Here is a 25,860-nt window from a genome sequence, read left to right as displayed (position 1 = left end):
CGTGAAATCCGCACGGTTGAGTGGCTGCGAGTCAGTAGTGGTCCGGCGAAATGCGGGCAGTCCTGTGGGGGCGGGGTCCCGTTCGGGACCCGGACGGCCTCCGCGGCGCGCGCCCGAGCGCACCCGGCGGAGGGCGGCACCGCACCCGCGCCAACTCCGGCGCACCCGCACCCGGTCGCCCCCGGCGGCCGTCCCGTGCGGTACCGGAGCGCCGGCGGGTGACGCACCGCGTACGGCGTACGTCCAGGTACTTCCGTGGCTCGACCCGTGGCATTCCTCCGTCGAGAGCGAGCGGTATGGGCAAGGACAAGGAGAGGGGTAGCGGCGCGCCGGGCCGGGCGCGTCGTGGGGCGGCGCTCCCGGCTTCGGCGGCGGGCGGTTCGGCGCGGCTGGCCGGCCGGGTCGCGGCCTGCCGGTGCGCCCGGGCCCCACCGGTCCCGAGCGGCCCGTGGGCACCGCCCGTACCTCCGCGGCCCACGGGGCGAAGAGCACCCCGCACAAACCCCCGTCGTCAGCACCGACCAACTCCAACCCGGGTGAGGTCACCATGGCTCTACGGCACGTACGTCAGCTCCGATCGGCGCGTTCGGCGCGCCCCGTACCCGCCGGTGGTGGGGGCGAGAACCGCGGCGGGCGCCGCGCGCGGCTCCTGCGCCGGCCGCGCCCCGCGCGGGCCGCGCGGCGGTTGCGCCCGGTCCGGCGGCTCGGGCTCGCCGTCGCCGGTGCGCTGACCGCGACCTGTGCACTGGTCGCGGCGCCCGGTGTCGCCACCGCGGCCCCGGACGGGCCGACCGCACCGACGTCCGGCGACCGCGAGGCGCGCTACGGCAGTTACGTCGCGCTCGGCGACTCCTACGTCTCCGGGCCGCTGATCCCGCTGATGCGCCTGGACCCGGCCGGTTGCTTCCGGTCCACCGCCAACTACCCGGCCCTGCTCGCCCGGGCCCTCCGCATCCCCTCCTACACCGACATGAGCTGCGGCGGCGCCGACACCACGCACATGACCCGGCCGCAGTCCGTACCGCTGGGCAGCAACCGGCCACAGCTCGATCCGCTGACCCGACAGACCGATCTGGTCACGCTCAGCATCGGGGGGAACGACTTCGGCATCTTCGGCGAGTTGACCGAGGTCTGCCCGGGGCTGCGGCCCGGCGACCCCACCGGCAACCCGTGCCAGCGGCGGTACACGGTGGACGGCGTGGACACCCTCATCGACCACGCGCAGCAGGTCTCCGCGCGGGTCTCGACGATCCTGCGCACCATCCACGAACGCGCCCCGCGGGCGCACGTCGTGCTCGTCGGCTACCCGCGCATCGCACCGCCGCAGGGCTCCTGCCCCGACGTGCTGCCGTTCGCCGACGGGGACCTGCGCTGGCTCGACGCCGTCGAACGGGCCCTCAACACCTCGATGGCCGAGGCGGCCGAACGGGACGGCGACACCCAGTACGTCGACACCTACGGCGTCTCGCTCGGCCACGACGCCTGCGCACCCGGCAGCCGGGCCTGGATCCAGGGCAAGGACATCGACCCGCTCGCCGCCGCCCACTACCACCCGCGCCGCAGCGCGATGGAGGGCGTGGCCGGGCAGGTGTTCAACGCGCTGACGGCAGCCGCGCGGAGCGGTGCGGAATGAGGCTGGGCGGGGTGGAGTGAGGCGGGATGGGGGGAGGCGCCGGGCCCGGCCCGGCGCCTTTGCCACGGGTGGCCCCGGGCGGCCCTGGGCGAGTCTTGACGGTGGGGCATTCGCCGTCCCGTACCGCCGTACGGGCCGCTCCGCGCCACCCCCGCCGTAACGCAATGATCATCGCCAAGATATTCTGCAAGGAATCGCCACCCCATGAATAAGGGGAGTGCGGACAGGGAAGCGGCGACATTTCCGCGGCAATCGGGAGTTCGGCCACGAATGCCACTGCCGGCCCGGCGGAGAGGTTCTTCCCCTTCTTGCCCGGCACCGTTCCGGCGCCACGTGTGACCGGTGCGGACGGGACGTGAAGCGACCCATCCCCGGGTGGGCCGTGCCTCGTCAGGGGCGAGGCGCGGTCTGCCGCGTCCCGTCTTCGTCATCCCTTGGCAGCATATGAATAACCGTACGGACACTGCGACTTTCGCAGCCGTCGGAATACTTCACAGCGCCAGCGAAATGCTTGCCCAAGGCCGCTTCTCGGCTCTTCGAAGAGCGGGCATTCTACCGACGCGCGAAAGAACCATGCATAGCCGGGCAGCAAACGATTGCCGACCGGGACCGATGACGCTGCTGAATTCCCCCTGAACGGAGACCAGAATGCCTACGCTCTCGACGTCCACCGTAACGGCGGCCACCGACTCCTACATCACCGCCATAGCGGACACGCGGCAGCAGATCGAGGCCGCGCAGCGGCTGCGCTACCAGGTCTTCGGTGAGGAGCAGGGGGCCAAGTTGCCCTCCACCACGGCCGGGCTCGACGTGGACGAGTTCGACGACGTCATGGACCACCTGATCGTCAGCGACAAGCACACCGGCGAGGTCGTCGGCACCTACCGGCTGCTTCCCCCCGGGCGCGGCGAACGGCTCTTCTCGGAGGGCGAGTTCGACCTGCGCGGGCTGCCGCTCGACGTGCGCTCATCGATGGTCGAGGCCGGGCGCGCCTGCGTGCACCCCGACCACCGCTCCGGCGCCGTGATCAACCTGATGTGGGCCGGCCTGGCCCGCTACGTCCTGCTCTCCGGGCACCGCTACCTCGCCGGCTGCGCCTCCGTCTCGCTGGCCGACGGCGGACAGGCGGCCAGCAACGCGTGGCTGCTGGGCACCACCCGGCACGCTGCCCCGCCGGAGCTGCGGGTGCAGCCGCGCGACCCGTGGACGCCGCACCAGCCGCTGGACGCCAAGCCCACCTACTCCGACCTGCCCCCGCTGCTCCGCGGCTACCTGCGGGTCGGTGCCTGGATGTGCGGCGCCCCGCACCACGAGCGCGACTTCGACGACGCCGACTTCTTCGTCGTCCTCGACACCGAGCAGATGAACGACCGCTACCGGCGCTACTTCCTCGGCGACGCGCAGTGAACGCCTGGGCCCCCGCGTCGCCGTGCGACCAGCGCTGCGTGGCGCACGCCGTCGACAAGGTGGCGAAGGCGCGTGCCGCGCGCCGGTCGGTGGCCTTCGTCCGTCGCGTACTGCGCGCGATGGCCGCGGGCGACGCGCTGGCCGACCCGGCCGTCGTGCGCGGGCACGCGCAGGGCCTGCTGGCCGCGCTCGGTGTTCGACTCGAACACGCCGGCGGGCCGCTGAGCGTCGCGGGCACCGAGCCCGCCGTACCCGCAACACCCCCGCCCGGGCTGCTCGCCGGGGCGCCGGACACCGCCCCGGTGGGGGTCGGCACGCTGGTGGTCGCCAACCACGTCTCCTGGCTGGATGTGATCGCCCTGCTCGCCGTCGAGCCGGTGACGATGCTGGCCAAGCGCGAGGTGGGGGAGTGGCCGGTGGTCGGGCAACTCGTCCAGCGCGCCGGCACCCGCTTCATCGACCGCGACAGCGTGCGCGGCCTGCCCCGTACCGTCGACGAGATCGCCGAACTGCTGCGCGGCGGGCGGTCGGTGATGGTCTTCCCGCAGGGCGCCACCTGGTGCGCCGGCACCACGGGCGAGTTCCGGCGGGCGACCTTCCAGGCGGCGATCGACGCGGGGGCCCCGGTCCGCCCGGTGACCCTGGGCTACTTCCAGCACCACGCCCTGAGCACGGTGGCGGCCTTCGTCGGCGACGACGACTTCGGCAGCTCGCTGCGCCGGATCATGAGCGCGGACGGGCTGACCGTACGCGTCCAGGTGCAGCAGGCGATCCAGCCGACCAGCGGCGACCGGCGGGAACTCGCCGCCCGGGCGCGCGACGCGGTGCGCGACACCGCCCCCGCCGTCGACCCGGCCAGCGGCGTCGGGGCACGGGTGGACGCGGACGCCACGGGGGTACGGGGCGCCGCCTGCGGGCGCAGCCTCCAGGTCCCCGCCGACGCGATCTGCGGCACCGACTTCCTGTGCGACGCGGACCTGACCGGCGGGTCCGGTACGCGGCCGGCGGCCCGGCACCGGCGGGCCACCCCGGTCGCCGAGCGCCGCGCCTCCACGGCACGCGGCGGCGGGGCGCGCAGCCGCTGACGCCGCAACCGCCGCACGCGACGGTGGCCGTGCCGGTGGTGGCACGGCCGCCGTCGCGTGTCGGGCCGTGCGGCCCGTGGGGCTAGCGGGGCCGGTGGGGCTGCCGGGCGTGCTGTGCGTGGGGCCGTGCCGCTCGCCCGCCGTGCGGTCTTGCGCCGCCGGCCTGGGCTCCCGATCCGGCCGTGCCTGATCCGACCTTCCGGCCCGGCCCCGGGGTCGTGTCCCTCCGGGACCGGCCCGTTGCAGACCCAGACCCAGGTCAGGCGTGGGCGGCAGCCCGAAACGTACGGCGGTAGGTCTGCGGGGACACCCCGATCGCGGCGTGCAGGTGGTGCCGGAGCGAGGTGGCGGTCGCGAAGCCCACCCGGCCGGCGATCTGTTCCACCGACAGGTCGCTGTTCTCCAGCAGGCCACGGGCCCGGTTGACCCGCTGCTGGATCAGCCACCGGCCCGGACTCATCCCCACCTCGTCCTGGAACCTCCGGGCGAAGGTGCGCAGGCTCATCCGGGCGTGCCCGGCCAGGTCGGCGAGGACCAGCGGCTCCGCCAGCCGGCCGAGCGCCCACTCGCGGGTCGCCGCCGTACCGGCCGCGGACGGCTCGGGGACCGGCATCTCGACGTACTGCGCCTGGCCCCCCTCGCGCCACGGCGGCACCACGCACAGCCGCGCCACCCCGCTGGCGACCGTGCTGCCGTGGTCCTTGCGCACCAGATGCAGACAGGCGTCGACGCCGGAGGCGGCACCGGCCGAGGTGAGGATGTCGCCGTCGTCGATGAACAGCACGCTCGCATCCAGCTCCACCTGCGGATACGTGGCCCGGAAGCGGGCGGCGAGCCCCCAGTGCGTGGTGGCCGGCCGGCCGTCGAGCAGCCCGGCCTCGGCGAGGGCGAAGGCCGCGGTGCAGATGGAGACGGTACGCGCGCCGGCCGGGATCAGCGCGAGGGCCCGCGCCGCCGGCGCCGACAGCGGCTCGTCCGACATGGCCGCCTCGTACGGCGGGATCACCACCGTGTCGGCGGTGGCCAGCGCCTCCACGCCGTGCGTCGCGGTCAGCACGAAGTCCGCCGATGTGCGGACGGAACGCTCGCCAGGGCCGTCACCGACCGCGCAGGTGATCACCTCGTACCGGTCGCCGGCGGAACCGAAGACGCGCTGCGGGATGCCGAGTTCGAACGGGTAGACGCCGTCCAGCGCCAATACGACCACACGATGCATGGCATGATCCTATCGGTGAATGACCTTCGTGCCACTGCCTGTCGGGGGCGGCGACGGCGCAGGCTGGGGCCATGAACGACACCATCACCATGCGGGCCGTCAGCCAGGACGCCATCGGCGGCCCCGAGGTACTCAAGGAGGTCCGGCTGCCGCGCCCGAAGCCGGGACTCGGCGAAGTCCTGGTGCGCGTACGCGCCGCCGGCCTCAACCCCACCGACTGGAAGCACCGCGGCCTGCCCGGGCTCTTCCTGGGCGAGCCGCCGTTCGTGCTCGGCTGGGACGCCTCGGGAGTGGTCGAGGCGGTCGGCCTCGGGGTGACGCTGTTCGCGCCGGGCGACGAGGTGTTCGGCATGGTGCCGTACCCGTACGGGGTGGGCACGCACGCCGAGTACGTCACGGGCCCGGCCCGCGCGTTCGCCGCCAAGCCGGCGAGCATCGACCACGTACAGGCCGGGGCGCTGCCGCTGGCCGCCCTCACCGCCTGGCAGGCCCTGGTCGACACGGCGCGGGTGACGGCCGGGCAGCGGGTGCTGGTGCACGCCGCGGCGGGCGGCGTCGGCCACCTCGCCGTGCAGATCGCCAAGGCCCACGGGGCCGAGGTGATCGCCACTGCCAGCGCGCCCAAGCACGACTTCCTGCGGTCGCTCGGCGCCGACGAGGTGCACGACTACCGGACCACCGACCTGGCCGAGGCCGTCCGCGGCGTCGACGTCGTCCTTGACTCCCGCGGAAGTGAACAGGCGCTGCCCGGGCTGCGCAGCCTGCGCCGCGGCGGCACGCTGGTCTCGCTCCGTATCGACCCGGGCAACCCGGCGCTCCTCGCGGAGGCCGACCGGCTCGGGGTGCGGGCCACGGTCATGGTGGTGGAGGACGACCACGCGGGCATGGCGGGCATCGCCGCGCTCGCGGCGGACGGGCGGTTGCGCGCCGAGATCGCCGGCACGTTCGACCTCGCGGACGCGGCCCGGGCGCACGCCCTGGGCGAGACGGGCCACACCACCGGGAAGCTGGTGCTGACGGTGGACTGAGCCGGGCGTGATCGGTCCCGGTCGCGCGAGGACCGGTCAGGCGCCGGGCGCCGTGGCACCCCGGGCGGGCGGGGGCTGCGGCGCCTCCTGCTGTGCTGCGGCGCCGGTCCAGACGTCGGCCAGGGCCACCAGGTCGTCCACGGCGGCCTGCACCCGTGCGTGGTCGCCGGTGGTGAGGTAGTCGAGTTGGAGGCCCGCGTAGGCGGAGTTGAGCAGGGTGGCCCGGCGTTCGGCGACGTCGTCGGGGACGCCGTGCACCCGTAGCGCCTCGGCGACGAACAGCGCCCGCTGCCGCAACATGCCGGGCACGTGCGTGCCCGGCAGTCGCCCGCCGGCCGCCAGCCCCTCGATCTCGTGGAGCAGCCGGACCACCGGCAGGTACTCGTCCGTCAAGTGCCAGTCCCACGAGGCCCGGATCACCGAACCGAGACTGCGGCCCTCGGCCCACCCGGGGAGCGCGCTGAGCCGGTCCCGCTGGCGATCGTCGAGCCGTACCAGGATGGCGTCGATCAGCTCGTTCTTGTCCCGGAAGTGGTGGGTGAGGACCCGGGTGCTGTGCCCGAGCGCCTGCGCCAGCGGGCGCATGGAAAGGCCCGCGAGACCGTGCTCGGCCAGGTACTCGATGATCGAGTCCAGCAGCTCGGTACGGCGCTGTGGGTCGCGCGGCCTGGCCATGCGCGGTGCTCCTCGGGGTGGGACGGTGCGGGGCGCGCGGGAGCGTGTGATCCGCGGGCCGGGCGCCGGCGCGCCCGGGTCAGCCTAGCCCTCCGTCCGGCGGGACGACCCCGCTGGTCACGGGCGGGTACGGGGAGGAGGCGGCCCCGGCGTGGCCATCCGATGGCCCGGCGTCGCCCGGCCGCGGGCCGGGCGGCCCGCCCTGGCCCGGGGGCGAGCCGCCGGACCTTGCCGAGCGGCTCGCCGGGTCGTTCGCGCTCGCGCCGCGCCCGCCCCGCCCACTCCGACGCGGCGCAGACGCCGGCCGTCACGCTGCGGTCGACGCGCAGTCGACCGCTGAGCACCTGCTTGCCGTGAACTGCCGCTTGGAGCTGGCGAGTTGGGGCTGCGCGGCCAGCGGCTGGTGCGAGTGGTGTGATGTGGGCCCCGCGTTGTGCGGGGACGTCGTGCCGCGCTCGGGCGGCCTCGCGCGTCGGCCGGGGGTACCCCTGCGGATGCCGGGAACCTCTTCCTGGTCTGCGATGTTACGGCCTGCGCCGCTGTTTCCTGGTCCTTCCCGTGATGCAGTCTGAGTGCCTCGGGGAACGCGCCGCTCTGTTTCCACGCCGCGGCCTGGAGCCCTGTCCAGGGCACGGGCAAAGCCCCCACGCCGTACTCGGAGTGGCCGGGCCGGTGGGCTGCTTCGCGCGCGGGACGCGTTTGCGCGGATGGCCGCGCATCCCCCCGATCGTGCGTCACCGCGCACCGCACCGCACCACCTCACTCCGCAGCAATGCCGACAGGCATGCGCCAGGCCCCGCGCAACGCTGTTGCACGTTAAGGAAACGATCGTTACGTTAATGGTCGGCGGGCACGCCATGCCACCCGATCCCCACCCCACCCCACCCCACCCCACCCCGCACCCGCCTCGCCGCACCGCGCGTCCCACGCCCCGCCCCCGTCGCGTACGGACGCACCCCGGTCGGCCCGCGTGCGGCAGGGCCACGCGCAAGGAATCCCGCATGCTCACCGAATCCACCGCCGTCGTACGGGGGCGCCCGCTGCGCTACCTCGATCCGGGTGGCCCCGGCCGGCCCGTGCTCGCGCTGCACGGGCACTTCGGGCGGGCCAGGGCGTTCGCGGGGCTGGCCGTGGCGCTCGCCCCGCGGTACCGGGTCATCGCCCTGGAACAGCGCGGGCACGGTCGCAGCGCCGATCCGGTGGCCGACGCGGGCGACTTCGGGCGGGCCGCGTACGTCGCCGACGCGGCGGACTTCGTCGGGGTGCTGCGGCTGGGCCCCGTTCCGGTCGTCGGACATTCGGTCGGTGGCCTCACGGCCTTCCAACTCGCCGCGTGGCGACCTGAGTTGGTGAGCGCTCTGGTCGTGGAGGAAGGGGGTGCCGAGAACCGCAGGCCGCGGGTGGCGCACCCGGTGCTCGACGTCGGCGACTGGCCCCGCCGGGCCCCCACGCTGGCCGGATTGCGCAGCCTCGTGGAGGCGCGCGGCATACCCGATGCGGGGTACTTCCTGGAGAGCGCGGTCGAGCGCGCGGACGGCTGGGGCTTCCTCTTCGACCCGGACGCCATGATGGCTTCCCAGCGGGCGGCGGTCGGCGACTGGTGGGCGGACTGGCTCGGTTCCACCTGCCCCGCCCTGCTGGTCCACGGCGCCGCGAGCACCGTCCTGCCGACCCCGCTCGCGACCGAGATGGTGGACCGGCGGCCCGGGTCCGTGCTGCGGACCTTCCCCGGCTGCGGACACTGGGTGCACGACGACGATCCGGCCGGATTCGCACGGGCCGTACGCGCCTTCCTCGACGCGCTGCCGGCCGCCGACCCGACCGGCTGAACGGGCATTGTCACACCCCCGTCCTACGCTGGAAGCATGTGCCGAAGCATCAAGACGCTCCGCCCCCCGGCCACGCCCGAGGTGAGCGACGACGACATCCGTGCAGCAGCGTTGCAGTACGTGCGCAAGGTCTCGGGCTTCCGGGCGCCGGCCGCGCACAACCGCGTCGCCTTCGACGAGGCGGTCGAAGCGGTGGCCGGGGCCACCCAGCGGCTGCTCGACAGCCTGGAGATACGGGGTGGCGGAGGTCGCCGCGCGGACAGCGCGGCGGGCTGAGCGGCGCGCCCCCACCCGCGTGGGGTCGTGCCGCGTGGTGACGTGCCGTACGGGACGTGGAGGGCGTACGGTGCGGGGACGTGCCGTGCGGGGGAGCGGCCGGTCACGGCCCGGCCGCCCCTTCTCGGTCCTCCGGCAGGCCGCCCCGCCGGGCCTCCCCGGCTCCCGCCGGCCCCCACCGGAGCCCTCGCCCGGTCGCTGTCGTTACGCGATGGACCGGATGCCGCGGCCGGCCCAGCGCGGGGCCGGTTCGACGTGCGGCAGCAGGCGGGCCAGGACCGGCTGCGGAAGCGGGGTGGTGCGCCCGGTGTGCTGGTCGACGTGGAGGGCGAACAGCTCCTCGGTCGCGACGAGTTCACCGGGCGGCACCGCCTGGTCGCCGCCCCCGACGCCGCCGCCAACACCGCCGCCCGCTGGGGCGTCGCCCGCCCCGGCCGCGCCCCGGGCCGCGTCCGCGGTGGACGGGCCGGGCGCCGCGTACATCTCGTGCGTGAAGTGGGCCTTGCCGCCCGCCACGCCGAGCAGCCGGGTACGCACGGTGAGCGCGCTGCCCTGCGGCACCTCGCGCAGGTAGCGCACGTGCGCCTCGACCGTGTACAGCGAGCAGCCCGTGCGCCGCCGGTAGTCGGCGTCCAACCCGGCGTGGTCCATCAGGGCGTCCGTCGCGTGTCCGAAGACCAGGACGTAGTACGCCTCGCTGAGATGGCCGTTGTAGTCGATCCACTCCGGCCGCACCGGCTCCGCGTGGACCGGGAGTGGGAGCAGGTCAGGGCCCGTCATGCCCGGTCACCGCCCTGCTGGGGGAGCCGGCCGGTGGCCCGCAGCACATTGATGACGCCCCGGTCGCGCTCGGCCACCAGCGCCGCGTGGTCCCGGTCGCCGGCGGCTTCGGCGCAGCCGTCCACCATCGCCGTACGCAGCGCCGCATCGAGTTCGGGCGCCTCCAGCCGGGTCCACGGCGCCTTCAGCGAAGGGCCGAAGTGGTCGAGCATATGGGCCATGCCGCCCTCGCCACCCGCGAGCGCGAAGGTCAGGCACGGGCCCATGAACGCCCAGCGCAGCCCCGGGCCCTCGGTGATGGAGGCGTCGATGTCCGCCACGGTCGCCTCGCCGGCCGCCACCATGTGCAGGGCCTCGCGCCACAGTGCCTCCTGGAGCCGGTTGGCGATGAAGCCGGGCAGCTCCCGCTCCATGGTGATCACGGACTTGCCCGCCGCCCGGTAGAACGCGGACGCCCACTCCACCGCCCAGGGCTCGGTCGCCTCCCCGCCGACGACCTCCACCAGCGGGATCAGATAGGGCGGGTTGAACGGGTGCCCCACCACCAGCCGCCCCGGGCGCGCCGCTGCGGTCTGCATGTCGGTCATCGGATAGCCCGAGGTGGAGGAGGCGATCACCACATCGGCCGGGGTGGCCGCGTCCAGATCGGCCAGGAGCGACTGCTTGAGTTCCAGCTTCTCCGGCGCGCTCTCCTGGACGAACTGCGCCTCGGAAACGGCCTCTTCGAGCGTGCCGGTGACGGTCAGCCGGTCCGGGGACGCGCCGTCGGCCAGGCCGAGTTCCCGTACGGCGGGCCAGGCCGCGTCGATCAGCCGCCGCAGCCGGGCTTCGGCGTCCGGGGCCGGGTCCCAGGCGGTGACGTCGTAGCCGCGGGCCAGGAAGTGGGCGGCCCAGCCGCCGCCGATGACTCCGGCGCCGACGCAGGCGACGCGGCGGACGTGGTCGGGTGCGATGGGGGACATGGCAGGCTCCTCACGAGGGGTGGGGCGGTGCGGGGTGGGTGCGGTGCGGGTCAGACACGCGGGGCGAGGCCGAGCCGGGCCCTGGCCTGGGCGGGCGTGGCCACTCGGGCGCCGAGCAACTCGGTGATCTGCACGGCCCGTTCGACCAACTGGCCGTTGGTCGCCTTGACGCCCTTGCTCAGGTAGAGGTTGTCCTCAAGGCCCACCCGTACGTTGCCGCCGAGCAGGATCGCCTGGGCCACCCAGGGCATCTGCATCCGGCCCAGCGCGAAGCTGGCCCACTGGGCGCCGGCGGGCAACTGGTTGACCATGGCGGCGAGCACGGCGGTGTCGGCCGGGGCGCCCCAGGGGATGCCCATGCACAGTTGGAACACCGTCGGGTCGTCGAGCAGCCCCTCGGCGTGCAGTTGCTTGGCGAACCACAGTTGCCCGGTGTCGAAGATCTCCAACTCCGGCCGCACGCCGAGCTCTTGAATGCGCTTGGCGCCGGTGCGCAGCATGTCGGGGGTGGAGACGTAGAGGTTGCTGCCGTCGCCGAAGTTGAGTGAGCCGCAGTCGAGCGTGCAGATGTCGGGCAGTAGCTCCGCGACGTGCGGCAGTCGCTCCAACCCCCCGACCAGATCGGTCCCGGGCAGGTGGCGCAACGGCTGCTCCGGGTCGATGACCAGGTCACCGCCCATGCCGGCGGTCAGGTTGATGATGACGTCGGTGCCGGTCTCCTTGATGCGCTCGACCACCTCGGCGTACAGCCGGGGGTCGCGCGAGGGGGCGCCGCTCTCCGGATCGCGGACGTGCACGTGGACCACGGCGGCCCCGGCCCCGGCCGCTTCGACCGCCGATGCGGCGATCTGTCGCGGTGTGACCGGCACGTGCGGGCTGCGGCCCACCGTGTCGCCCGCGCCGGTGAGCGCGCAGGTGATGATGACCTCGTCGTTCATGGGGGTCCCTTCGAGGACGGGGCGCCGTGCGCGGGCAGGGCGCCGGGGGTGTTCGGTGTGTGCGGTAACCGGCAGGTGGGGTGCCTGCCGGTCGGCCGGTTGGTCGGGCGTCAGCTAGCCGGTCGGCCGGGCGCCGTCCAACGCGTCGGCCGGGCGGCAGGTCGTCAGCCAGCCGGTGGCCGGTCGGTCTGCCAGCCGGTCCGCCCGTCGGGGCGTGACCGGTGGGCGTGGGCGTGGCGTGGGGGCAAGCCGCGGGTCGCGGGTCGGTGCGTACACGGGGTCTTTGGTCCGTACGGGCCGGGTCCCGTGCGCAAGCCAGACGCCAGCCAGAGGGTGTCCCAAGGCCGGTCAGCGGGCAGTCGGAAACCGGCCCGAACCAAGCCGGAAGCCAGTCGGAGCTCAGTCGGTGGTCAGTCAGTGGTCAGTTCGTCCGTGACGAAGGCCGTGAGAATGGCGTGCATGTCGTCCGGCGTGGTGCTGCCGGGGGCGGTCGCCAGGACCTGGGTGGCGAGTCCGTCGATCAGCGCGGCCAGCCGAAGCGCGGCGCTCTCCGGATCCAGGTCGGCCCGGAAGACCCCCTGGTCACGGCCGCGGCGCAGCACGTCGGCGAGGGTGGCCCGCCACTGCCGGTAGAAGTGCCCGTGCAGTTTGCCGACGGCCGTTGACCGCGCCGCCTCCGCCCACAGGTCGAGCCAGACCAACCACTGGCGGCGCTGCTGCGCGGTGCGCGGCGTCTGGAGTTCGATCAGCCGCAGCAACTCGGACCGCGCATCGGTACTGGCCAGCCCGTCGGCGGCGCGCCGAGCGGTGTCCTCGTCCATGCACCACCGCACGGCCGCTTCCAACAGCTCGTCGCGCCCGGGAAAGTGGTAGTGGATGGCCGCGGTGCTGGTGCCGCAGGCGGCGGCGATGTCACTGACGCGTACGGCGTGGAAGCCGTGCTCGGCGATGAGCCGCACTGTCTCCCGCACGATCTGGAGCGGCCGGCCCTCGGTCGGCGCGGCGGCGCCGGACGGCTGTCCGGGGCCGGGCGGCGCCGCAGCCGCCTCGGGCAGCGGGCCGAGCCCGGGGCCGCCCAGCAGCCAGCCGCAGTCGACGCCGCCCGCGTCCGCGATGCGTACGACCTCCGCGATGGTGAAGCGGCGGGTGCCGCCGAGCGAGCGGGAGAGCTTCGACGGGTCCATGACGATCCGCCGCGCGAACTCCCGCCGGCTGCACCCGAGGCTGTCGATCACCTCGGTGACCCGCGTCCGCACGGTGTGCCCGTCCGGTTCACCGCCACCCACCGGCACGGCCTGCGCGGTGCGGTCACCCTGCTGCACTGGCTGTTCCTCCATGGCTGGGGACCGTAGCAGCGTGTTGAGATCACCACAACATTGACCCTCTGAGCCTTGCCGTAATGACCAGGAAATACGGCGTACTAAGCCGCTGTCATGTGCTGATTCACTAGTCAGGATGGTGAGTGGTGCGGGGGGAGCACAGGGCGCATCCGCCCGCCACCTCGGGCGCGGGCCGGCGGGCGCCCCGGGGCGAGAGGGGCGGGGGCGGCGCCGGGCGCCGGCGTGCGCCCGGGAGCGGCCCGTGCCCCCGGTCGTGGCGGGGTCTCACCCGACCCGGGCGGCGTGTCCGGCCGTCGCGGGGCCGCGGGGGAGCGCCGTTGGGGTCCTTCGGGGCGCGGGCGCGGGTGCGTACTCCCCAGCGGTGCGCGGCGTGGGTTACCTTGCGGGTGAAAGCGCTTTCTCCAGCCGGCTGCCGGGCCGGGCGCCCGGGACGTACCGCACCCGCACCCGAACCACGTCCGTGCCCGTACCGCACCCGCGGCGGAGCCCGGTCGAGCAGCGGCGAGCAGAGGTGCGCGAGGCGCGTGCGGCCGTCGGGCGTGCCCCGGTCCGCCCGGTGGCGCCGCGCGGACGGAAGGAGGACCGATGACCGGTGAGCGACCCGGGCCGGCGAACACCGCAGGACGCCGTACGGTGCGCATCGCCCTGAACGGGGTGACCGGACGGATGGGCTACCGGCAGCACCTGGTGCGTTCGCTGCTCGCCATCCGCGCGCAGGGCGGGTTGGAGGTGGGCGACGGAATGGTGCTGTGGCCCGAACCGATCCTGGTCGGGCGGCGCGCGGACGCGCTGCGGGCCATCGCCGAACGGCACGGGCTGCGCCACTGGTCAACCGACGTCGACCGGGTGCTGGCCGACCCGAGCGTGGACGTCTACTTCGACGCCCAACTCACCTCGGCCCGCGAGGAGTCCGTGCGCCGGGCCATCGCCGCCGGCAAGCACGTCTACTGCGAGAAGCCCACCGCCTGCGACCTGGCCGGCGCGCTCGCACTGGCCCGGCTGGCCGCCGACGCGGGCGTCAAGCACGGCGTGGTGCAGGACAAGCTGTTCCTGCCCGGCCTGCGCAAGCTGCGCCGGCTGCTGGACGGCGGGTTCTTCGGGCGGGTGCTGTCGGTGCGCGGCGAGTTCGGCTACTGGGTCTTCGAGGGCGACTGGCAGACGGCCCAACGCCCGTCGTGGAACTACCGGGCCGAGGACGGCGGCGGCATCGTCCGCGACATGTTCCCGCACTGGGAGTACGTGCTGCGCGAGCTCTTCGGCCAGATCCGCACCGTACAGGCGCAGACCGCCACCCACCTCCCGCAGCGCCACGACGAACGGGGCCGGCCCTACCGCGCGACGGCGGACGACGCCGCGTACGGGACCTTCCAGCTCGCGGGCGGCGTCGTGGCCCAGCTCAACTCCTCGTGGGCGGTGCGCGTGGACCGTGCGGAGCTGGTGGAGTTCCAGGTCGACGGGGTCGAGGGGTCGGCCGTCGCCGGGCTGCGCGGCTGCCGCGTCCAGCACCGGTCGATGACCCCGAAACCGGTGTGGAACCCGGACCTGCCGGCCGGTCACGCCTTCCGCGAGCAGTGGCAGGAGGTGCCGGACAACGAGGAGTTCGACAACGGCTTCAAGGCGCAGTGGGAACTGTTCCTGCGCCATGTGGTGCTCGACGAGCCCTGGCGGTTCGACCTGCTGGCGGGCGCGCGCGGAGTGCAACTCGCGGAACTCGGGCTGCGCTCGTCCGCAGAGGGCCGCCGCCTGCCGGTCCCGGAGCTGACGCTGTGACCGGCGTTCCGGCCCGGGAAGCCGGTGGGGGACGCGGGGTTCGCAGGTCCGGTGGGGCTCGCGTGCCCCAGCCCACCGCCCACCGGCGAGGTGCGCCGTGATCCGGCTGCCCGGTGCGGACGGGCAACTGCACGCCTACGAGCCGCGCCCCGAGCCCGCGCCGCCCGTCGCCCGGGGCCCGGGCCGGCCGGACCCCGGCCGGCAGCCGGCCCGTACGGTCTTCGCCGCCGCCCACGTGGTCGCCGCGCCGCAGGCCGCCGGCGAGGGCGCGCCGGCGGCCGTCGACTGGGACGCCACCTTGGCCTTCCGGCACCACCTGTGGGCGCACGGGCTGCGGGTGGCCGAGGCCATGGACACCGCACAGCGCGGCGCCGGGCTCACCTGGCCGGCCGCCGCCGCCCTCATCCGCCGCTCGGCGGCCGAGGCCCGGACCGTCGGCGGCGGCCTGGTCTGCGGCGTGGGCACCGACCACCTCACCGGGCCCGCCCGCACGCTGCACGAGGTGGTCGCCGCGTACGAGCAGCAACTCGCCGTGGTCGAAGGGGCCGGCGCGGACGCCGTGCTGCTGGCCTCGCGCGCGCTGGCTGCGCTGGCCCGCGGCGCCGACGACTACCTGTGGGTCTACGAACGGGTGGTGCGCCAGGCCGCACGGCCGGTCGTCCTGCACTGGCTCGGCCCGATGTTCGACCCCGCGCTGCACGGCTACTGGGGCAGTGCCGACCTCGACCTGGCCGGCGAGACGCTGCTCGCCGTCGTCGCCGCCCACCCCGGCCGCATCGACGGCATCAAGGTCTCGCTGCTCGACGCCGACCGGGAGGTGGCGCTCCGCCGCCGGCTGCCGGCCGGCGTGCGCTGCTACACCGGCGACGACTTCCACTACCCCCAGTTGATCGCCGGCGACGGGCGAGGGCACAGCGACGCGCTGCTCGGCGTCTTCGACCCGCTCGCCCCGCTGGCCGCCGACGCCGTACGCGCCCTCGGCGACGGGCCCGCCGGGCGGCGCCGCTTCCACGCGCTCCTCGAACCGACCGTGCCGCTCGCCCGCCACCTCTTCGCCGCCCCCACCCAGCACTACAAGACCGGCGTGGTCCTGCTGGCCTGGCTCGCCGGGCACCAGCGCGACTTCGTGATGCTCGGCGGCCAGCACACCGCCCGCTCGCTCCCGCACCTCGCCCGGGCCTACCAACTCGCCGACACCATCGGCCTGTTCCCCGATCCGACGCTCGCCGAGGCCCGCATGCGACACCTGCTCACCAGCCATGGAGTGCCCGCATGAGCACCACGGGGAGCGCCGAGCACGGCAACGCCGCGGGCGGGACGAGCGCGCGCCCGGCACCCCCGCCCGACCCGGCTGACCCGGTCGGCCCGCCCCCGGGTGGCCTGCGCAGGTTCAGCCTCAACCAGCAGACGGTGCGGCAGTGGTCGCTGCCCGAACTGGTCGACGGCTGCGCTTCGGCGGGCGTGCCCGGCGTCGGCCTGTGGCGCGAACCGGTGCAGGCGTACGGAGCGGCCCGCGCGGCCCGCCTGGTGCGCGCCGCCGGGCTCACCGTGAGCAGCCTGTGCCGCGGCGGGTTCCTCACCGCCGTCGACCCCGGCGCCCGCACGGCCGCGCTCGCCGACAACCGGCGCGCCATCGACGAGGCCGCCACGCTCGGCACCGCGACCCTGGTGCTGGTGTCGGGCGGCCTGCCGGCCGGCAGCCGTGACCTGTTCGGCGCCCGCGCACGGATCGCCGACGCGCTGGCCGAACTCGCCCCGTACGCCGCCGAGCGCGCGGTACGGCTGGCGATCGAACCGCTGCACCCGATGTACGCGGCCGACCGCTGTGTGGTCTCCACCCTCGCGCAGGCGCTCGACCTCGCCGAACTCTTCCCCGCCGACCAGGTCGCGGTGGTCGCCGACGCGTACCACCTGTGGTGGGACGACACGCTCGCCAGCCAACTGGCCCGGGCCGGAAGCGGCGGGCGCATCGCGGCCTGCCAACTCGCGGACTGGATCACACCGCTGCCCGCCGGGGTGCTGCTCGGCCGCGGCCAACTCGGCGACGGCAGCATCCCGTTGCGCGCCTTCCGCGACCTGGTGGACGCGGCCGGCTACCGCGGCCCGATCGAGGTGGAGATCTTCAACGAGGAGCTGTGGGCCCGCGAGGGCGCGGAGGTCCTGGCGGAGACGGTGCGGCGCTATCTGACCCACGTGGCGTGAGGACGGGGCGCCGGTCCCGGCCCGCCAAGCCTCGGCCCACTAAGCCGCGGCTCGCGAGGGTCCCGGCCCGCCAAGCCCCCGGCCGGCGCGCAGCCCACCCGCTCAGCAACATCACTCCCACCTCCCTCCCACCCCACCAACGCGATGTCCGATTCCCGCCAGCCCGATGGCTGGGCGGCGCGCATAGTGGAGGGTGTGATGAACGAGGACAGCAGGTACGAGGCGGTGTGCAGCCGGGACGCCAGGTTCGACGGGCAGTTCTTCTTCGCCGTGACCACCACCGGCATCTACTGCCGGCCGAGCTGCCCCGCGGTCACGCCCAAGCGCAAGAACGTGCGCTTCTTCCGTACGGCAGCCGCCGCCCAGGGCTCGGGGTTCCGGGCCTGCCGGCGCTGCCGCCCGGACGCGGTGCCGGGCTCGGCCGAGTGGAACGCCCGCGCCGACGTCGTCGGTCGCGCCATGCGGCTGATCGGCGACGGGGTCGTGGATCGGGAGGGCGTCGCCGGGCTCGCCGTACGGCTCGGCTACAGCGCCCGCCAGGTACAGCGCCAGCTCACCGCCGAACTGGGCGCCGGACCGGTCGCACTCGCCCGCGCCCAGCGCGCCCACACGGCCAGGGTGCTGCTCCAGACCACCCACATGCAGGCGGCTGACGTCGCCTTCGCGGCCGGCTTCGCGAGCGTGCGCCAGTTCAACGACACCATGCGTGAGATCTACGCCAGCACGCCGACCGCCCTGCGGCAGGCCAGGCCGGGGGCCGCGGCGCAGTACGGGCCGGGCGCTCGCGGCGGCGCGGGCCAGCACGGGCCGGGCGACACGCCCGGGCGGCTGCCCGTGACCGCCGCCGACCCGCAGGGCGCCGAACCGGTGGCCGGCGTGCCGCACGGCATCCCGCTGCGGCTGGCCTACCGGGGCGCGTTCGCCGGCCGGGAACTCTTCGACCACCTCCAGCAGCGGCACGTCGCCGGCGTGGAGGAAGTGACCGGCGAGCCAGGCAGCCGGCTGTACCGCAGGACGCTGCGGCTGCCGGGCGGCGGCGGCATCGTGGAGGTGCACGAGCCCGCCGCCGACCAGGGCTGGCTCGCCTGCCGGCTGCACCTGTGCGAGCTGCGTGACCTGACCACGGCCGGCCAGCGGATGCGCAGGCTGTTCGACCTGGACGCCGACCCGTACGCGGTGGCCGAGCGGCTGGGCGGCTGCCCGTACCTGGGCCCGCTGGTCGCGGCCCGCCCGGGGCTGCGGGTGCCGGGCGCGGCCGATCCGCACGAGCTCGCCCTGCGCGCCGTGCTCGGCCAGGGCGTGTCGCTGCACGAGGCGCGCCGCCGGGGCGCGGCGCTGGTCGGCGCGTACGGCGCGGTGCTCGCGACCGCGAACGGGGAGCTGACACACCTGTTCCCGAGCGCGGCCGAACTGGCCGAAGCACCGCTGGACGCGCTCGACCTGCCGCCCGCAGGGCGCACCACGCTGCGCGCCCTGGCCACCGCGCTCGCCGACGGCAGCCTGAGCCTGGACCCCGGCGCCGACCGGGCCGAGGCCGAACGCCGGCTGCGCGACCTGCCAGGGCTCGCAGGACGGACCGCCCGCTCCATCCGGATGCGGGCGCTGGGCGACCCGGACGTGCTGCTGCTCGGCGACGAGCACGGCCAGCAGGACCCGCCCCCGCGGGACGGCAGAGAGCGGCCGGAGCGGGATGCGACTGGCGAGCCGGAAGGGCCGGTCCAGGAGCGCTGGCGCCCGTGGCGCTCGTACGCCACCCACCACCTGTGGGCTGCGGCCCGGCAGTCGGCCGCGCCCGGGGCGCCCGCAGCCGCCCACGCCTGACCACCGACCGTACGCACGGCGGCCCGCCCACGCCGCCCGCTGACCCGCCGCGTACCGCCCCGGGCGTGGCGCCTCGCCCGAGCCCGCCCCCCCCCGCACGTCCGTGGAGCCACCGATGACCAGCGCCCGCCCCACCCCGCTCACCCGCATCCGCGACATCGACTGGCAGGCGCTCGCCGACGAGGTCGACGCGCACGGCTGCGCACTCACCCCGCGGCTGCTCGACCCCGAGCAGTGCCGGGAGATCACGCGGCTGTACGACGAACCCCAGCACTTCCGGTCGACGGTCGACATGGGGCGCCACCGGTTCGGCTCCGGCCAGTACCGGTACTTCGACCACCCGATCCCGCCGACCGTCGCCGCGCTCCGGGCGGCGTTCTACCCGCGGCTGCTGCCCATCGCCCGCGACTGGGCGGCCAGGCTGCGCCGCCCCGCGCCCTGGCCCGACACGCTGGAGGAGTGGCTCGCTCAGTGCCACGCCGCAGGGCAGACCAGGCCGACGCCCATCCTGCTGCGGTACGGCGCCGGCGACTGGAACGCCCTGCACCGCGACCTCTACGGCGACCTGGTCTTCCCGCTCCAGGTGGTCATCGGGCTCGACGCGCCGGGCACCGACCACACCGGAGGCGAGTTCCTCCTGGTGGAGCAGCGCCCGCGGGCCCAGTCGCGCGGCACCGCGATGGCGCTGCCACAGGGCCACGGGCTGGTCTTCACCACGCGCGAGCGTCCCGTGCGCAGCGCCCGCGGCTGGTCGGCCGCCCCGGTACGCCACGGGGTGAGCGTGCTGCGAACGGGGCAGCGGCACACCCTCGGGCTGGTCTTCCACGACGCCGCCTGATGGGATGGCCGGGATGAACACCCCAGGACGTGCGGGCGGGCCGGCGGGCCAGGGCCCCGATGAGCCGGCCGCGACCCGGGCAGCGGCGCCACCAGCCGCATCCGGCCGGCTGTGGTACGTGGCCTACGGCTCCAACCTGCACGCCGCCCGCCTCGCCTGCTACCTGACCGGCGGCGCCCCCGCGGGCGGCGCCATGGTGCACCCCGGCTGCCGCGACCCGAGCCCGCCCGAGCGCAACCTGCCGGTGGTCATCCCCGGGCGGCTGTACTTCGCCACCCACTCGCCCCGCTGGGGCGGCGGCCGGGCCTTCTACGACCCGGCCGCCCCCGGCGAGACCGCGGCCCGCGCCTATCTGCTCAGCCGCGCCCAGTTCTCCGACATCGCGGCCCAGGAGATGTACCGCGAACCGGGCCGCGACCTCGACCTGACCGAGGTGCTGACCGCGGGGCGGGCCGCACTCGGGCCCGGCCGGTACGACACGTTGGTGCGCGTGGGCACCCTGGCCGGCCTGCCCATGGTCACCTGCACCGCGCCGTGGCACCTGCACGAGGTGGCGCCCTGCGCGCCCTCGGCGGCGTACCTGTACCACCTGGCCACAGGGCTGATGGACGCCCACCGCTGGGACGCGGCCCGGGCCGCCCGCTACCTGGCGAGCGCCCCCGGCGCGGCGGGCCACTGGACGGAGCCGGGCATCGCCGCGCTGGTCAGTGCGGAGTAGCCCCACCACCCCTCGCTCACTCGCCGCCCTGGGCCGCCGCCAGTACCCGGCGGGCCGCGGCCACCGAGTCCACCAGCGGGTGCAGGGCGATGGCGCGCAGCGCCGCCCGGTGGGAGCCGCTGGCCGCGGCCTCGATCGCGGACCGCTCCACCTCCTTGAGGCTGAGCATCAGCCCCAGTTGGCCGGGCTGCACCGCGCCGACGGCGAGCGGCCTCGCGCCGCCCGCGTCCACCGTGCAGGGCACCTCCACCACGGCGTCCGCGTCCAGGCCGGGCACGGCCGAGCGGTTGCGGACGTTGAGGATGAGCGTGCTGCGCTCGCCCCGGGAGATGGCCCGCATCACCGCGAGGGCGACCCGGTCGTAGCCGCCGCCCTCCAGGTCGCAGGAGTCGCGCTCCCAGCCGCCGGTGGCCTCCCGGCTCTCCGCCATGTACGTCTCCTCGCGCTCCAGCCGGGTGCGCTCCCACGCGGCGAGGGCCTGCTCGGGCCTGGCGGTGGCCGCGTCGTAGAACGCCGCCTGCTGGTCGCGGAGGAACTCGCCGCGCGTCTGCGTGGCGTCCCGGATCGCGGCGAGCGCGTCCCGGTGGAAGTAGTAGTAGTGCAGGTACTCGTTGGGCAGCGCGCCGAGCGTCTGGAGCCAGTCGGCCCCGAACAGCTTGCCCTCCTCGAACGAGGTCAACGCCGCCTCATCGGCAAGGAGTTGGGGCAACCGGTCCCGGCCGTCGACGGTGATGCCGCGCAGCCAGCCGAGGTGGTTGAGGCCCACGTAGTCGAAGCTCGCCCGGTCCGGGTCGACGCCGGCGGCGCGGGCCGCGCGCCGGCACAGGCCGATCGGCGAGTCACAGATGCCGATCACCCGGTCGCCCAGGACGCGCTGCATGGCCTCGGTGACCATGCCGGCCGGGTTGGTGAAGTTGATGACCCAGGCGTCGGGCGCGAGCGCCGCGACGCGCTCGGCGATGTGCACCGCCACCGGCAGCGTGCGCAGCCCGTACAGCACGCCGCCCGCGCCCACCGTCTCCTGCCCGAGCAACCCCTCGGCCAGCGGCAACCGCTCGTCCCTGGCCCGGCCGGCGAGGCCGCCGACCCGGATCGCGGAGAAGACGAAGTCGGCGCCGCGCAGCGCCTCGTCCAGATCGGTGGTGGCCCGCACGGCGGGGGCGCCCGGCCGGCCGGCGGCCAACTCGGCGAGGACCGCGCCGATCGCGTCCAGCCGTTGCTGGTCGGTGTCGTGCAGGACGACCTCCGTACAGCGCCCGGCGGCGTCCCCCGGGTCGTTCAGCAGCGACCGGTAGACCAGCGGCATGCGGAATCCGCCGCCGCCCAGAACGGTCAGCCTCATATGGTCAGTACCTCCACATCGGCCTCACGGAACACGGCGAGCGTCGCCGGGTCCGAGGTGTCGTTGGTGATCAGGGTGTCGATGTCGCGCGGGCCGCAGACCCGGGCCAGGCCGGTCGCCCCGGGGAACTTGCCGGCCGTGGCCAGCAGCACCACCTGGTGGGCGGCGGCCAGCATGGCCCGCTTGACGGGCACCTCCACCTCGGTGCTGTCGAGCACGCCGCCGTCCGGCAGTACGCCGCTGGCGCCCAGGAAGAGGCGGCCCACGTGGAGTTGGCGCAGGCTGGTCTCGGTGAGGAAGCCGACCAACGACTGGTAGTTGCGGCGCACCCGGCCGCCGAGCAGCAGCAGCGTCACGGCCGGGTCGTCGCGCAGTTCGTCGAAGACCGCCAGGCTGCTGGTGACCACCGTGACCTCGCGGCCCCGCAGCAACTTGGCGAGCTGGAGCGTGGTGGTGCCGATGTCGAGCAGCAACACATCGCCGTCCGCGACCAGTTGGGCGGCCCGGCCGGCGACCGCCGCCTTGTCCGCCAGGTCGTCGACGGCCACCGCGGCGAACGGCCGCTCGTCGCCCGCCCGGCCGGTGGCCAGCGCGCCGCCGTAGATCCGGGTCAGCCGGCCGGCGCGGCCGAGCGCGTCCAGGTCCCGCCGGGCGGTCGCCTCGCTGACCGCGAGTCGGCGGGCGATCTCCCGGATCGGCAGCACGCCTTCCGCGCCGAGCAGACTCAGCAGCTTCTCGTGGCGGGCCTTGGGCAGCATGTTCGCAACGTACTGCACACGAGCGAGTCTGCGCGACTGTGACGGAACCCTTGCACAACGCAGCCGTGGCCATGCAAGGTTTCCGTCACATGAAGCGAAGGACGCTGCAAGCTGACGCGTTGGACCGGCCTCCGCACCGGTGCTCCCTGCACCGGCGCTCCGCGCATCGGTTCTCCTCGGGCGGCGCCGCCCCCGCCGGGCCGGGGCGTGCGTTACGGCGGTCGGGCTCCGGGGCCACGGTCACCCCGCAGACCCACGGGATGCGGGGCGGCGCACCCGCCCCGTCGGGACCCGTCGCCTGGACGCGCCCGGTAGGACGGGCCAGATGAGCGGCGACCCGCACGGCGCCGAACGCCCGGCCGGCGCCGAACCTCCGCACCCTGCCGAGGCCGCGCGAGCCCCCGGGCTGCCGCGCCCCGTCGGGCCCGCGCACTCCGCCGGGCACCCCCGAACCGCCGGGCCCGCCGAACCCCCCTGCCCCGCCAGGCGCTCCGGCCCACGCCAGGCCGCTCCGGCCGACCAGCGTGCCGCCGCGTTCGACCCGCTCGCCGCGGTGCGTCGCCCCGGCGACCCCGCCTTCGACGTCCATCTGACCGGCACCGTCTTCCTCGACATCGTCTTCACCGGCCTGGATCACGCGCCGGCGTGCGGCACCGAGACCTGGGCACGCGGCATGGGGCAGAGCCCCGGCGGCATCGCCAACATGGCCACCGCCCTGGCCAGGCTCGGCCTGCGCACCAGTCTGGCCGCCGCCTTCGGCGCCGACGTCTACGGCGACTACTGCTGGGACGGCCTCGCCGACGGTGAGGGCGTGGACCTCACGGCCTCCCGCCGGGTGCCGGGCTGGCACTCGCCGCTCACCGTCTCCATGGCGTACGACGGTGAGCGCACCATGGTCACCCACGAGCACCCGGCCCCGCCCGTCGCCAGCCGTCCGCCCCGCGCCCGCGGCTGCGTCACCGTCCTGGAACCCGGCAGGCACCACGGCTGGCTGCGGCAGGCCCACGCGGACGGGGCGCTCGTCTTCGCCGACGTGGGCTGGGACGGGAGCGGGCGCTGGCCGACGGCGGCCCTGCCCGACCTGCCGTACTGCCACGCGCTGTTGCCCAACGCCGCCGAGGCCCAGCACTACACCCGCACCACATCGCCGGAGCGCGCCGTGCGCGCCATCGCCGACCTGGTGCCGATCGCCGTGGTCACGGACGGGGCCGCCGGCGCGCTCGCGGTGGACTCGCTGACCGGTGAGTACGCGCAGGTCCCCGGGCTCGCCGTGGAGGTGCTCGACCCGACGGGCGCCGGCGACGTGTTCACCGCCGGCTTCATGACCGGCACCCTGGCCGGCTGGCCGCTCGCCGACCGGCTGGCCTTCGGCAACCTCACCGCGGCGCTGTCGGTGCAACACTTCGGCGGCTCGCTCGCCGCCCCCGGCTGGCCGGAGGTCGCCACCTGGTGGGAGCGGGCCAGCGGCCGGACGGACGGCCCGGCCGCCGACGCCGAAGTCCAACGGCGCTACCGCTTCCTCGACCACCTGCTGCCGGCCGAGGTGCGCGCGGGGCTCACCGGATCGAGCCGGCGCGCCCTGCCGACCCTCGGCTTCCGCGGCGCATGAACCGGCCGCGCCCCCCGGCGGGCACACCCCGGCCCGGCGACACCCGCGAGCCGGCCGCCCGCTTCGGCGAAGGAACCCGCAAGCCGGCCGCCCGCTGCGACGGCGACACCCACAAGCCGACCGCCCGCTTCGACGAAGGAGATCCGATGCGCACACGAGCGGCCCGGGCGCCCCGCCCGCGCGGCACGGTCCACGCCCTGGTCATCGGCTGCCTGGCGCTGCTCGCCACGGCCTGCGTGCCCGGCACCGACGGGTCGGCGGCCCGCGGCGGCACCACGGGCGCGGCCACCGCCATCCCCGACCCGGCGCGGGCCGGGAAGGTCACCCTCACCGTCTGGGACCAGGAGATCCGCGGCGGCACCAACGCCGAGGTGGAACAGCTCAACGCCGAGTTCCAGCGCACCTACCCCAACGTGCGCATCAAACGGGTCGCCCGCAGCTTCGCCGACCTGAAGACCACCCTCAAGCTCGCCGTCACCGGCAACAACCCACCCGACGTCATCCAGGCCAACCAGGGCTACCCCGACATGGTCGCCTTCGTCCGCGCCGGCCTGCTCACCCCGCTCGACACCTACGCCGGCATCTACGACTGGAACACCCGCTACCCGGCCACCCTGCTCGACCTCAACCGGGTCTCGGCCGACGGCCGCGACTTCGGCCGGGGGCGGCTGTACGGCATCTCGCAGACAGGCGAGTTCGTCGGCCTCTACTACAACAAGGACCTGCTGGCCAAGAGCGGCCTGCGCGCGCCGCGGACCTGGGCCGAGTTCACCGGCGGCCTCCAGCGACTCAAGGACGACGGCCGACTCCCCATCCAGTTCGGCAACCTGGACAAGTACCCGGCCATCCACACCTTCGGCGTGCTCCAGAACCAGTCCGCAGCCACCGCCGTACGCGACGCCGTCTTCGGCCGCGCCGGGCGCTTCGACGACGAGCGGACCCGGCAGGCGGCGGCCACCCTCGCCGACTGGCACCGCCGCGGCTACCTCCCCGAAGGGGCCAACGGACTCGGCTACGACGACGCGGCCAAGAAGTTCGCCGCCGGCGACGGCGCGTACCTGCTCACCGGCACCTGGCAGTTGGCCGACCTGAAGAAGGCGATGGGCGACAGGCTCGGACTGGTCCCACCGCCACCCGCCACTGCCGGCGCCGACCCGGTCTCCACCGGCGGCCAGGGCCTGGCCTGGTCGATCACCTCGCGCAGCAAGCACCCCGAGGTCGCCGCCGCCTACCTGGACTTCCTCACCAGCGAACACGCCGCCAACGTGATGACCCGGCACGGCGTCCTGCCGGCCGTGCCCGGCTCGGCAGCAGCCGCGGTGCCGGCCGAGAGCGTCGACGGCCAGATGCTCGACGGCTGGCGCCGACTGAACGAGGCCGACGGCCTGGTGCCCTACCTGGACTACACCACGCCCACCTTCTACGACACCCTCTCCGAACAGCTCCAGGGCGTCATCGCCGGCACCGTCTCGCCCGGGCGCTTCACCGCCGCGGCCCAGCGCGACTACGCGACCTTCCTGGCCGAACAGCGACGCCAGGCACGCAGCGGAGCGCGCGGCGACCGCGGCCCCGGGCAGGCCGGCCGATGACCGCCGCCCACGGGCCGGCCACCGGCGGGGGAGCCACCTCGGGC

General features: G+C 75.1%; 22 protein-coding genes. 14 read left to right on the top strand and 8 right to left on the bottom strand.

What is annotated here, in order from left to right; genetic code table 11:
- Positions 1–547: 547 nt before the first annotated feature.
- The 3 genes from ACMA1D_RS28470 to ACMA1D_RS28460 all read left to right on the top strand — a co-directional run bounded on the left by ACMA1D_RS28470 (position 548) and on the right by ACMA1D_RS28460 (position 4,125).
- Positions 548–1,633, top strand: coding sequence for an SGNH/GDSL hydrolase family protein (locus tag ACMA1D_RS28470; RefSeq protein WP_414726859.1), 1,086 nt, complete (start codon positions 548–550; stop codon positions 1,631–1,633).
- Positions 1,634–2,281: 648 nt separating this feature from the next.
- Complete coding sequence (locus ACMA1D_RS28465) at positions 2,282–3,040, top strand: GNAT family N-acetyltransferase (RefSeq protein WP_414726858.1); 759 nt, start codon at positions 2,282–2,284, stop codon at positions 3,038–3,040.
- A gap of 38 nt (positions 3,041–3,078) precedes the next feature.
- A complete protein-coding gene (locus ACMA1D_RS28460) occupies positions 3,079–4,125 on the top strand; it encodes a lysophospholipid acyltransferase family protein (protein WP_414726857.1) in 1,047 nt (348 codons plus the stop codon).
- A gap of 259 nt (positions 4,126–4,384) precedes the next feature.
- On the opposite strand, the gene ACMA1D_RS28455 is transcribed toward ACMA1D_RS28460, so the two are convergent.
- On the bottom strand, positions 4,385–5,341 hold the full coding sequence (locus ACMA1D_RS28455; protein ID WP_414726856.1) for a GlxA family transcriptional regulator: 957 nt from the start codon (positions 5,339–5,341) through the stop codon (positions 4,385–4,387).
- Between the two features lie 71 nt (positions 5,342–5,412).
- Here ACMA1D_RS28455 and ACMA1D_RS28450 point away from each other — a divergent pair, with 71 nt between their 5' ends.
- Positions 5,413–6,369 carry an NADP-dependent oxidoreductase gene (locus ACMA1D_RS28450; protein WP_414726855.1) on the top strand — a complete coding sequence of 319 codons (957 nt, stop codon included), beginning with the start codon at positions 5,413–5,415 and terminating at the stop codon, positions 6,367–6,369.
- 36 nt (positions 6,370–6,405) lie between these two features.
- On the opposite strand, the gene ACMA1D_RS28445 is transcribed toward ACMA1D_RS28450, so the two are convergent.
- Positions 6,406–7,044, bottom strand: a complete 639-nt coding sequence (locus ACMA1D_RS28445; RefSeq protein ID WP_414726854.1) for a TetR/AcrR family transcriptional regulator — start codon at positions 7,042–7,044, stop codon at positions 6,406–6,408.
- A gap of 1,001 nt (positions 7,045–8,045) precedes the next feature.
- Here ACMA1D_RS28445 and ACMA1D_RS28440 point away from each other — a divergent pair.
- Together ACMA1D_RS28440 and ACMA1D_RS28435 are read left to right on the top strand one after the other, a co-directional pair.
- The gene (locus ACMA1D_RS28440; RefSeq protein ID WP_414726853.1) at positions 8,046–8,873 is read left to right on the top strand and encodes an alpha/beta fold hydrolase; all 828 of its coding nucleotides are present in this window, start codon (positions 8,046–8,048) and stop codon (positions 8,871–8,873) included.
- Positions 8,874–8,909: 36 nt separating this feature from the next.
- A complete protein-coding gene (locus tag ACMA1D_RS28435) occupies positions 8,910–9,149 on the top strand; it encodes a DUF2277 domain-containing protein (protein WP_349992458.1) in 240 nt (79 codons plus the stop codon).
- Positions 9,150–9,353: 204 nt separating this feature from the next.
- On the opposite strand, the gene ACMA1D_RS28430 is transcribed toward ACMA1D_RS28435, so the two are convergent.
- The 4 genes from ACMA1D_RS28430 to ACMA1D_RS28415 all read right to left on the bottom strand — a co-directional run bounded on the left by ACMA1D_RS28430 (position 9,354) and on the right by ACMA1D_RS28415 (position 13,166).
- Positions 9,354–9,929 carry a thioesterase family protein gene (locus tag ACMA1D_RS28430; RefSeq protein WP_414726852.1) on the bottom strand — a complete coding sequence of 192 codons (576 nt, stop codon included), beginning with the start codon at positions 9,927–9,929 and terminating at the stop codon, positions 9,354–9,356.
- Complete coding sequence (locus tag ACMA1D_RS28425) at positions 9,926–10,891, bottom strand: 3-hydroxyacyl-CoA dehydrogenase NAD-binding domain-containing protein (protein WP_414726851.1); 966 nt, start codon at positions 10,889–10,891, stop codon at positions 9,926–9,928. The genes ACMA1D_RS28430 and ACMA1D_RS28425 overlap by 4 nt, the downstream gene beginning before the upstream one ends.
- Before the next feature lie 50 nt (positions 10,892–10,941).
- A complete protein-coding gene (locus tag ACMA1D_RS28420) occupies positions 10,942–11,829 on the bottom strand; it encodes a 3-keto-5-aminohexanoate cleavage protein (RefSeq protein WP_414726850.1) in 888 nt (295 codons plus the stop codon).
- Between the two features lie 410 nt (positions 11,830–12,239).
- A complete protein-coding gene (locus ACMA1D_RS28415; protein WP_414726849.1) occupies positions 12,240–13,166 on the bottom strand; it encodes a TetR family transcriptional regulator C-terminal domain-containing protein in 927 nt (308 codons plus the stop codon).
- Between the two features lie 588 nt (positions 13,167–13,754).
- Between ACMA1D_RS28415 and ACMA1D_RS28410 the strand changes: the two genes are divergently transcribed.
- From ACMA1D_RS28410 to ACMA1D_RS28385, 6 genes are all read left to right on the top strand, one after another.
- Positions 13,755–14,939, top strand: coding sequence for a Gfo/Idh/MocA family protein (locus ACMA1D_RS28410; RefSeq protein WP_414726848.1), 1,185 nt, complete (start codon positions 13,755–13,757; stop codon positions 14,937–14,939).
- A 97-nt stretch (positions 14,940–15,036) separates the two neighbouring features.
- Positions 15,037–16,215, top strand: coding sequence for a DUF993 family protein (locus ACMA1D_RS28405; protein WP_414726847.1), 1,179 nt, complete (start codon positions 15,037–15,039; stop codon positions 16,213–16,215).
- Positions 16,212–17,141 carry a sugar phosphate isomerase/epimerase family protein gene (locus ACMA1D_RS28400; protein ID WP_414726846.1) on the top strand — a complete coding sequence of 310 codons (930 nt, stop codon included), beginning with the start codon at positions 16,212–16,214 and terminating at the stop codon, positions 17,139–17,141. The genes ACMA1D_RS28405 and ACMA1D_RS28400 overlap by 4 nt, the downstream gene beginning before the upstream one ends.
- Positions 17,142–17,339: 198 nt before the next feature.
- Positions 17,340–18,962, top strand: a complete 1,623-nt coding sequence (locus ACMA1D_RS28395; RefSeq protein ID WP_414726845.1) for a bifunctional transcriptional activator/DNA repair enzyme AdaA — start codon at positions 17,340–17,342, stop codon at positions 18,960–18,962.
- A gap of 115 nt (positions 18,963–19,077) precedes the next feature.
- Entirely contained in the window at positions 19,078–19,800 is a 723-nt protein-coding gene (locus tag ACMA1D_RS28390; RefSeq protein WP_414726844.1) for a 2OG-Fe(II) oxygenase, read from the top strand.
- A 13-nt stretch (positions 19,801–19,813) separates the two neighbouring features.
- Positions 19,814–20,518: a histone deacetylase gene (locus ACMA1D_RS28385; protein WP_414726843.1), complete on the top strand. Its 705-nt coding sequence runs from the start codon at positions 19,814–19,816 to the stop codon at positions 20,516–20,518.
- A 16-nt stretch (positions 20,519–20,534) separates the two neighbouring features.
- Here the strand turns inward: ACMA1D_RS28385 and ACMA1D_RS28380 are convergent, their stop codons facing one another.
- On the bottom strand, positions 20,535–21,860 hold the full coding sequence (locus ACMA1D_RS28380; RefSeq protein ID WP_414726842.1) for a 6-phospho-beta-glucosidase: 1,326 nt from the start codon (positions 21,858–21,860) through the stop codon (positions 20,535–20,537).
- Positions 21,857–22,618 carry a DeoR/GlpR family DNA-binding transcription regulator gene (locus ACMA1D_RS28375; protein ID WP_414726869.1) on the bottom strand — a complete coding sequence of 254 codons (762 nt, stop codon included), beginning with the start codon at positions 22,616–22,618 and terminating at the stop codon, positions 21,857–21,859. The genes ACMA1D_RS28380 and ACMA1D_RS28375 overlap by 4 nt, the downstream gene beginning before the upstream one ends.
- Before the next feature lie 325 nt (positions 22,619–22,943).
- Here ACMA1D_RS28375 and ACMA1D_RS28370 point away from each other — a divergent pair, with 325 nt between their 5' ends.
- On the top strand, positions 22,944–24,227 hold the full coding sequence (locus ACMA1D_RS28370) for a carbohydrate kinase family protein (protein ID WP_414726841.1): 1,284 nt from the start codon (positions 22,944–22,946) through the stop codon (positions 24,225–24,227).
- Positions 24,228–24,373: 146 nt separating this feature from the next.
- Positions 24,374–25,816, top strand: a complete 1,443-nt coding sequence (locus tag ACMA1D_RS28365; protein WP_414726868.1) for an extracellular solute-binding protein — start codon at positions 24,374–24,376, stop codon at positions 25,814–25,816.
- Positions 25,817–25,860: the final 44 nt, after the last annotated feature.

This window comes from Streptomyces sp. 796.1, assembly GCF_047525675.1.
Classification (GTDB): domain Bacteria; phylum Actinomycetota; class Actinomycetes; order Streptomycetales; family Streptomycetaceae; genus Streptomyces.
Note: the sequence above shows the minus strand (reverse complement) of the source record. Positions and strands in the feature narration are given on the sequence as shown.

Excerpts from the sequence above, each read along its gene's own strand:
- ACMA1D_RS28415 (WP_414726849.1), bottom strand. The coding sequence starts at position 13,166 with ATGGAGGAACAGCCAGTGCAGCAGGGTGACCGCACCGCGCAGGCCGTG.
- ACMA1D_RS28465 (WP_414726858.1), top strand. The coding sequence starts at position 2,282 with ATGCCTACGCTCTCGACGTCCACCGTAACGGCGGCCACCGACTCCTAC.
- ACMA1D_RS28455 (WP_414726856.1), bottom strand. The coding sequence starts at position 5,341 with ATGCATCGTGTGGTCGTATTGGCGCTGGACGGCGTCTACCCGTTCGAA.
- ACMA1D_RS28375 (WP_414726869.1), bottom strand. The coding sequence starts at position 22,618 with ATGCTGCCCAAGGCCCGCCACGAGAAGCTGCTGAGTCTGCTCGGCGCG.
- ACMA1D_RS28450 (WP_414726855.1), top strand. The coding sequence starts at position 5,413 with ATGAACGACACCATCACCATGCGGGCCGTCAGCCAGGACGCCATCGGC.
- ACMA1D_RS28370 (WP_414726841.1), top strand. The coding sequence starts at position 22,944 with ATGAGCGGCGACCCGCACGGCGCCGAACGCCCGGCCGGCGCCGAACCT.
- ACMA1D_RS28470 (WP_414726859.1), top strand. The coding sequence starts at position 548 with ATGGCTCTACGGCACGTACGTCAGCTCCGATCGGCGCGTTCGGCGCGC.
- ACMA1D_RS28390 (WP_414726844.1), top strand. The coding sequence starts at position 19,078 with ATGACCAGCGCCCGCCCCACCCCGCTCACCCGCATCCGCGACATCGAC.
- ACMA1D_RS28420 (WP_414726850.1), bottom strand. The coding sequence starts at position 11,829 with ATGAACGACGAGGTCATCATCACCTGCGCGCTCACCGGCGCGGGCGAC.
- ACMA1D_RS28440 (WP_414726853.1), top strand. The coding sequence starts at position 8,046 with ATGCTCACCGAATCCACCGCCGTCGTACGGGGGCGCCCGCTGCGCTAC.
- ACMA1D_RS28410 (WP_414726848.1), top strand. The coding sequence starts at position 13,755 with ATGACCGGTGAGCGACCCGGGCCGGCGAACACCGCAGGACGCCGTACG.
- ACMA1D_RS28425 (WP_414726851.1), bottom strand. The coding sequence starts at position 10,891 with ATGTCCCCCATCGCACCCGACCACGTCCGCCGCGTCGCCTGCGTCGGC.
- ACMA1D_RS28365 (WP_414726868.1), top strand. The coding sequence starts at position 24,374 with ATGCGCACACGAGCGGCCCGGGCGCCCCGCCCGCGCGGCACGGTCCAC.
- ACMA1D_RS28430 (WP_414726852.1), bottom strand. The coding sequence starts at position 9,929 with ATGACGGGCCCTGACCTGCTCCCACTCCCGGTCCACGCGGAGCCGGTG.
- ACMA1D_RS28380 (WP_414726842.1), bottom strand. The coding sequence starts at position 21,860 with ATGAGGCTGACCGTTCTGGGCGGCGGCGGATTCCGCATGCCGCTGGTC.
- ACMA1D_RS28400 (WP_414726846.1), top strand. The coding sequence starts at position 16,212 with ATGAGCACCACGGGGAGCGCCGAGCACGGCAACGCCGCGGGCGGGACG.
- ACMA1D_RS28435 (WP_349992458.1), top strand. The coding sequence starts at position 8,910 with ATGTGCCGAAGCATCAAGACGCTCCGCCCCCCGGCCACGCCCGAGGTG.
- ACMA1D_RS28385 (WP_414726843.1), top strand. The coding sequence starts at position 19,814 with ATGAACACCCCAGGACGTGCGGGCGGGCCGGCGGGCCAGGGCCCCGAT.
- ACMA1D_RS28445 (WP_414726854.1), bottom strand. The coding sequence starts at position 7,044 with ATGGCCAGGCCGCGCGACCCACAGCGCCGTACCGAGCTGCTGGACTCG.
- ACMA1D_RS28395 (WP_414726845.1), top strand. The coding sequence starts at position 17,340 with ATGAACGAGGACAGCAGGTACGAGGCGGTGTGCAGCCGGGACGCCAGG.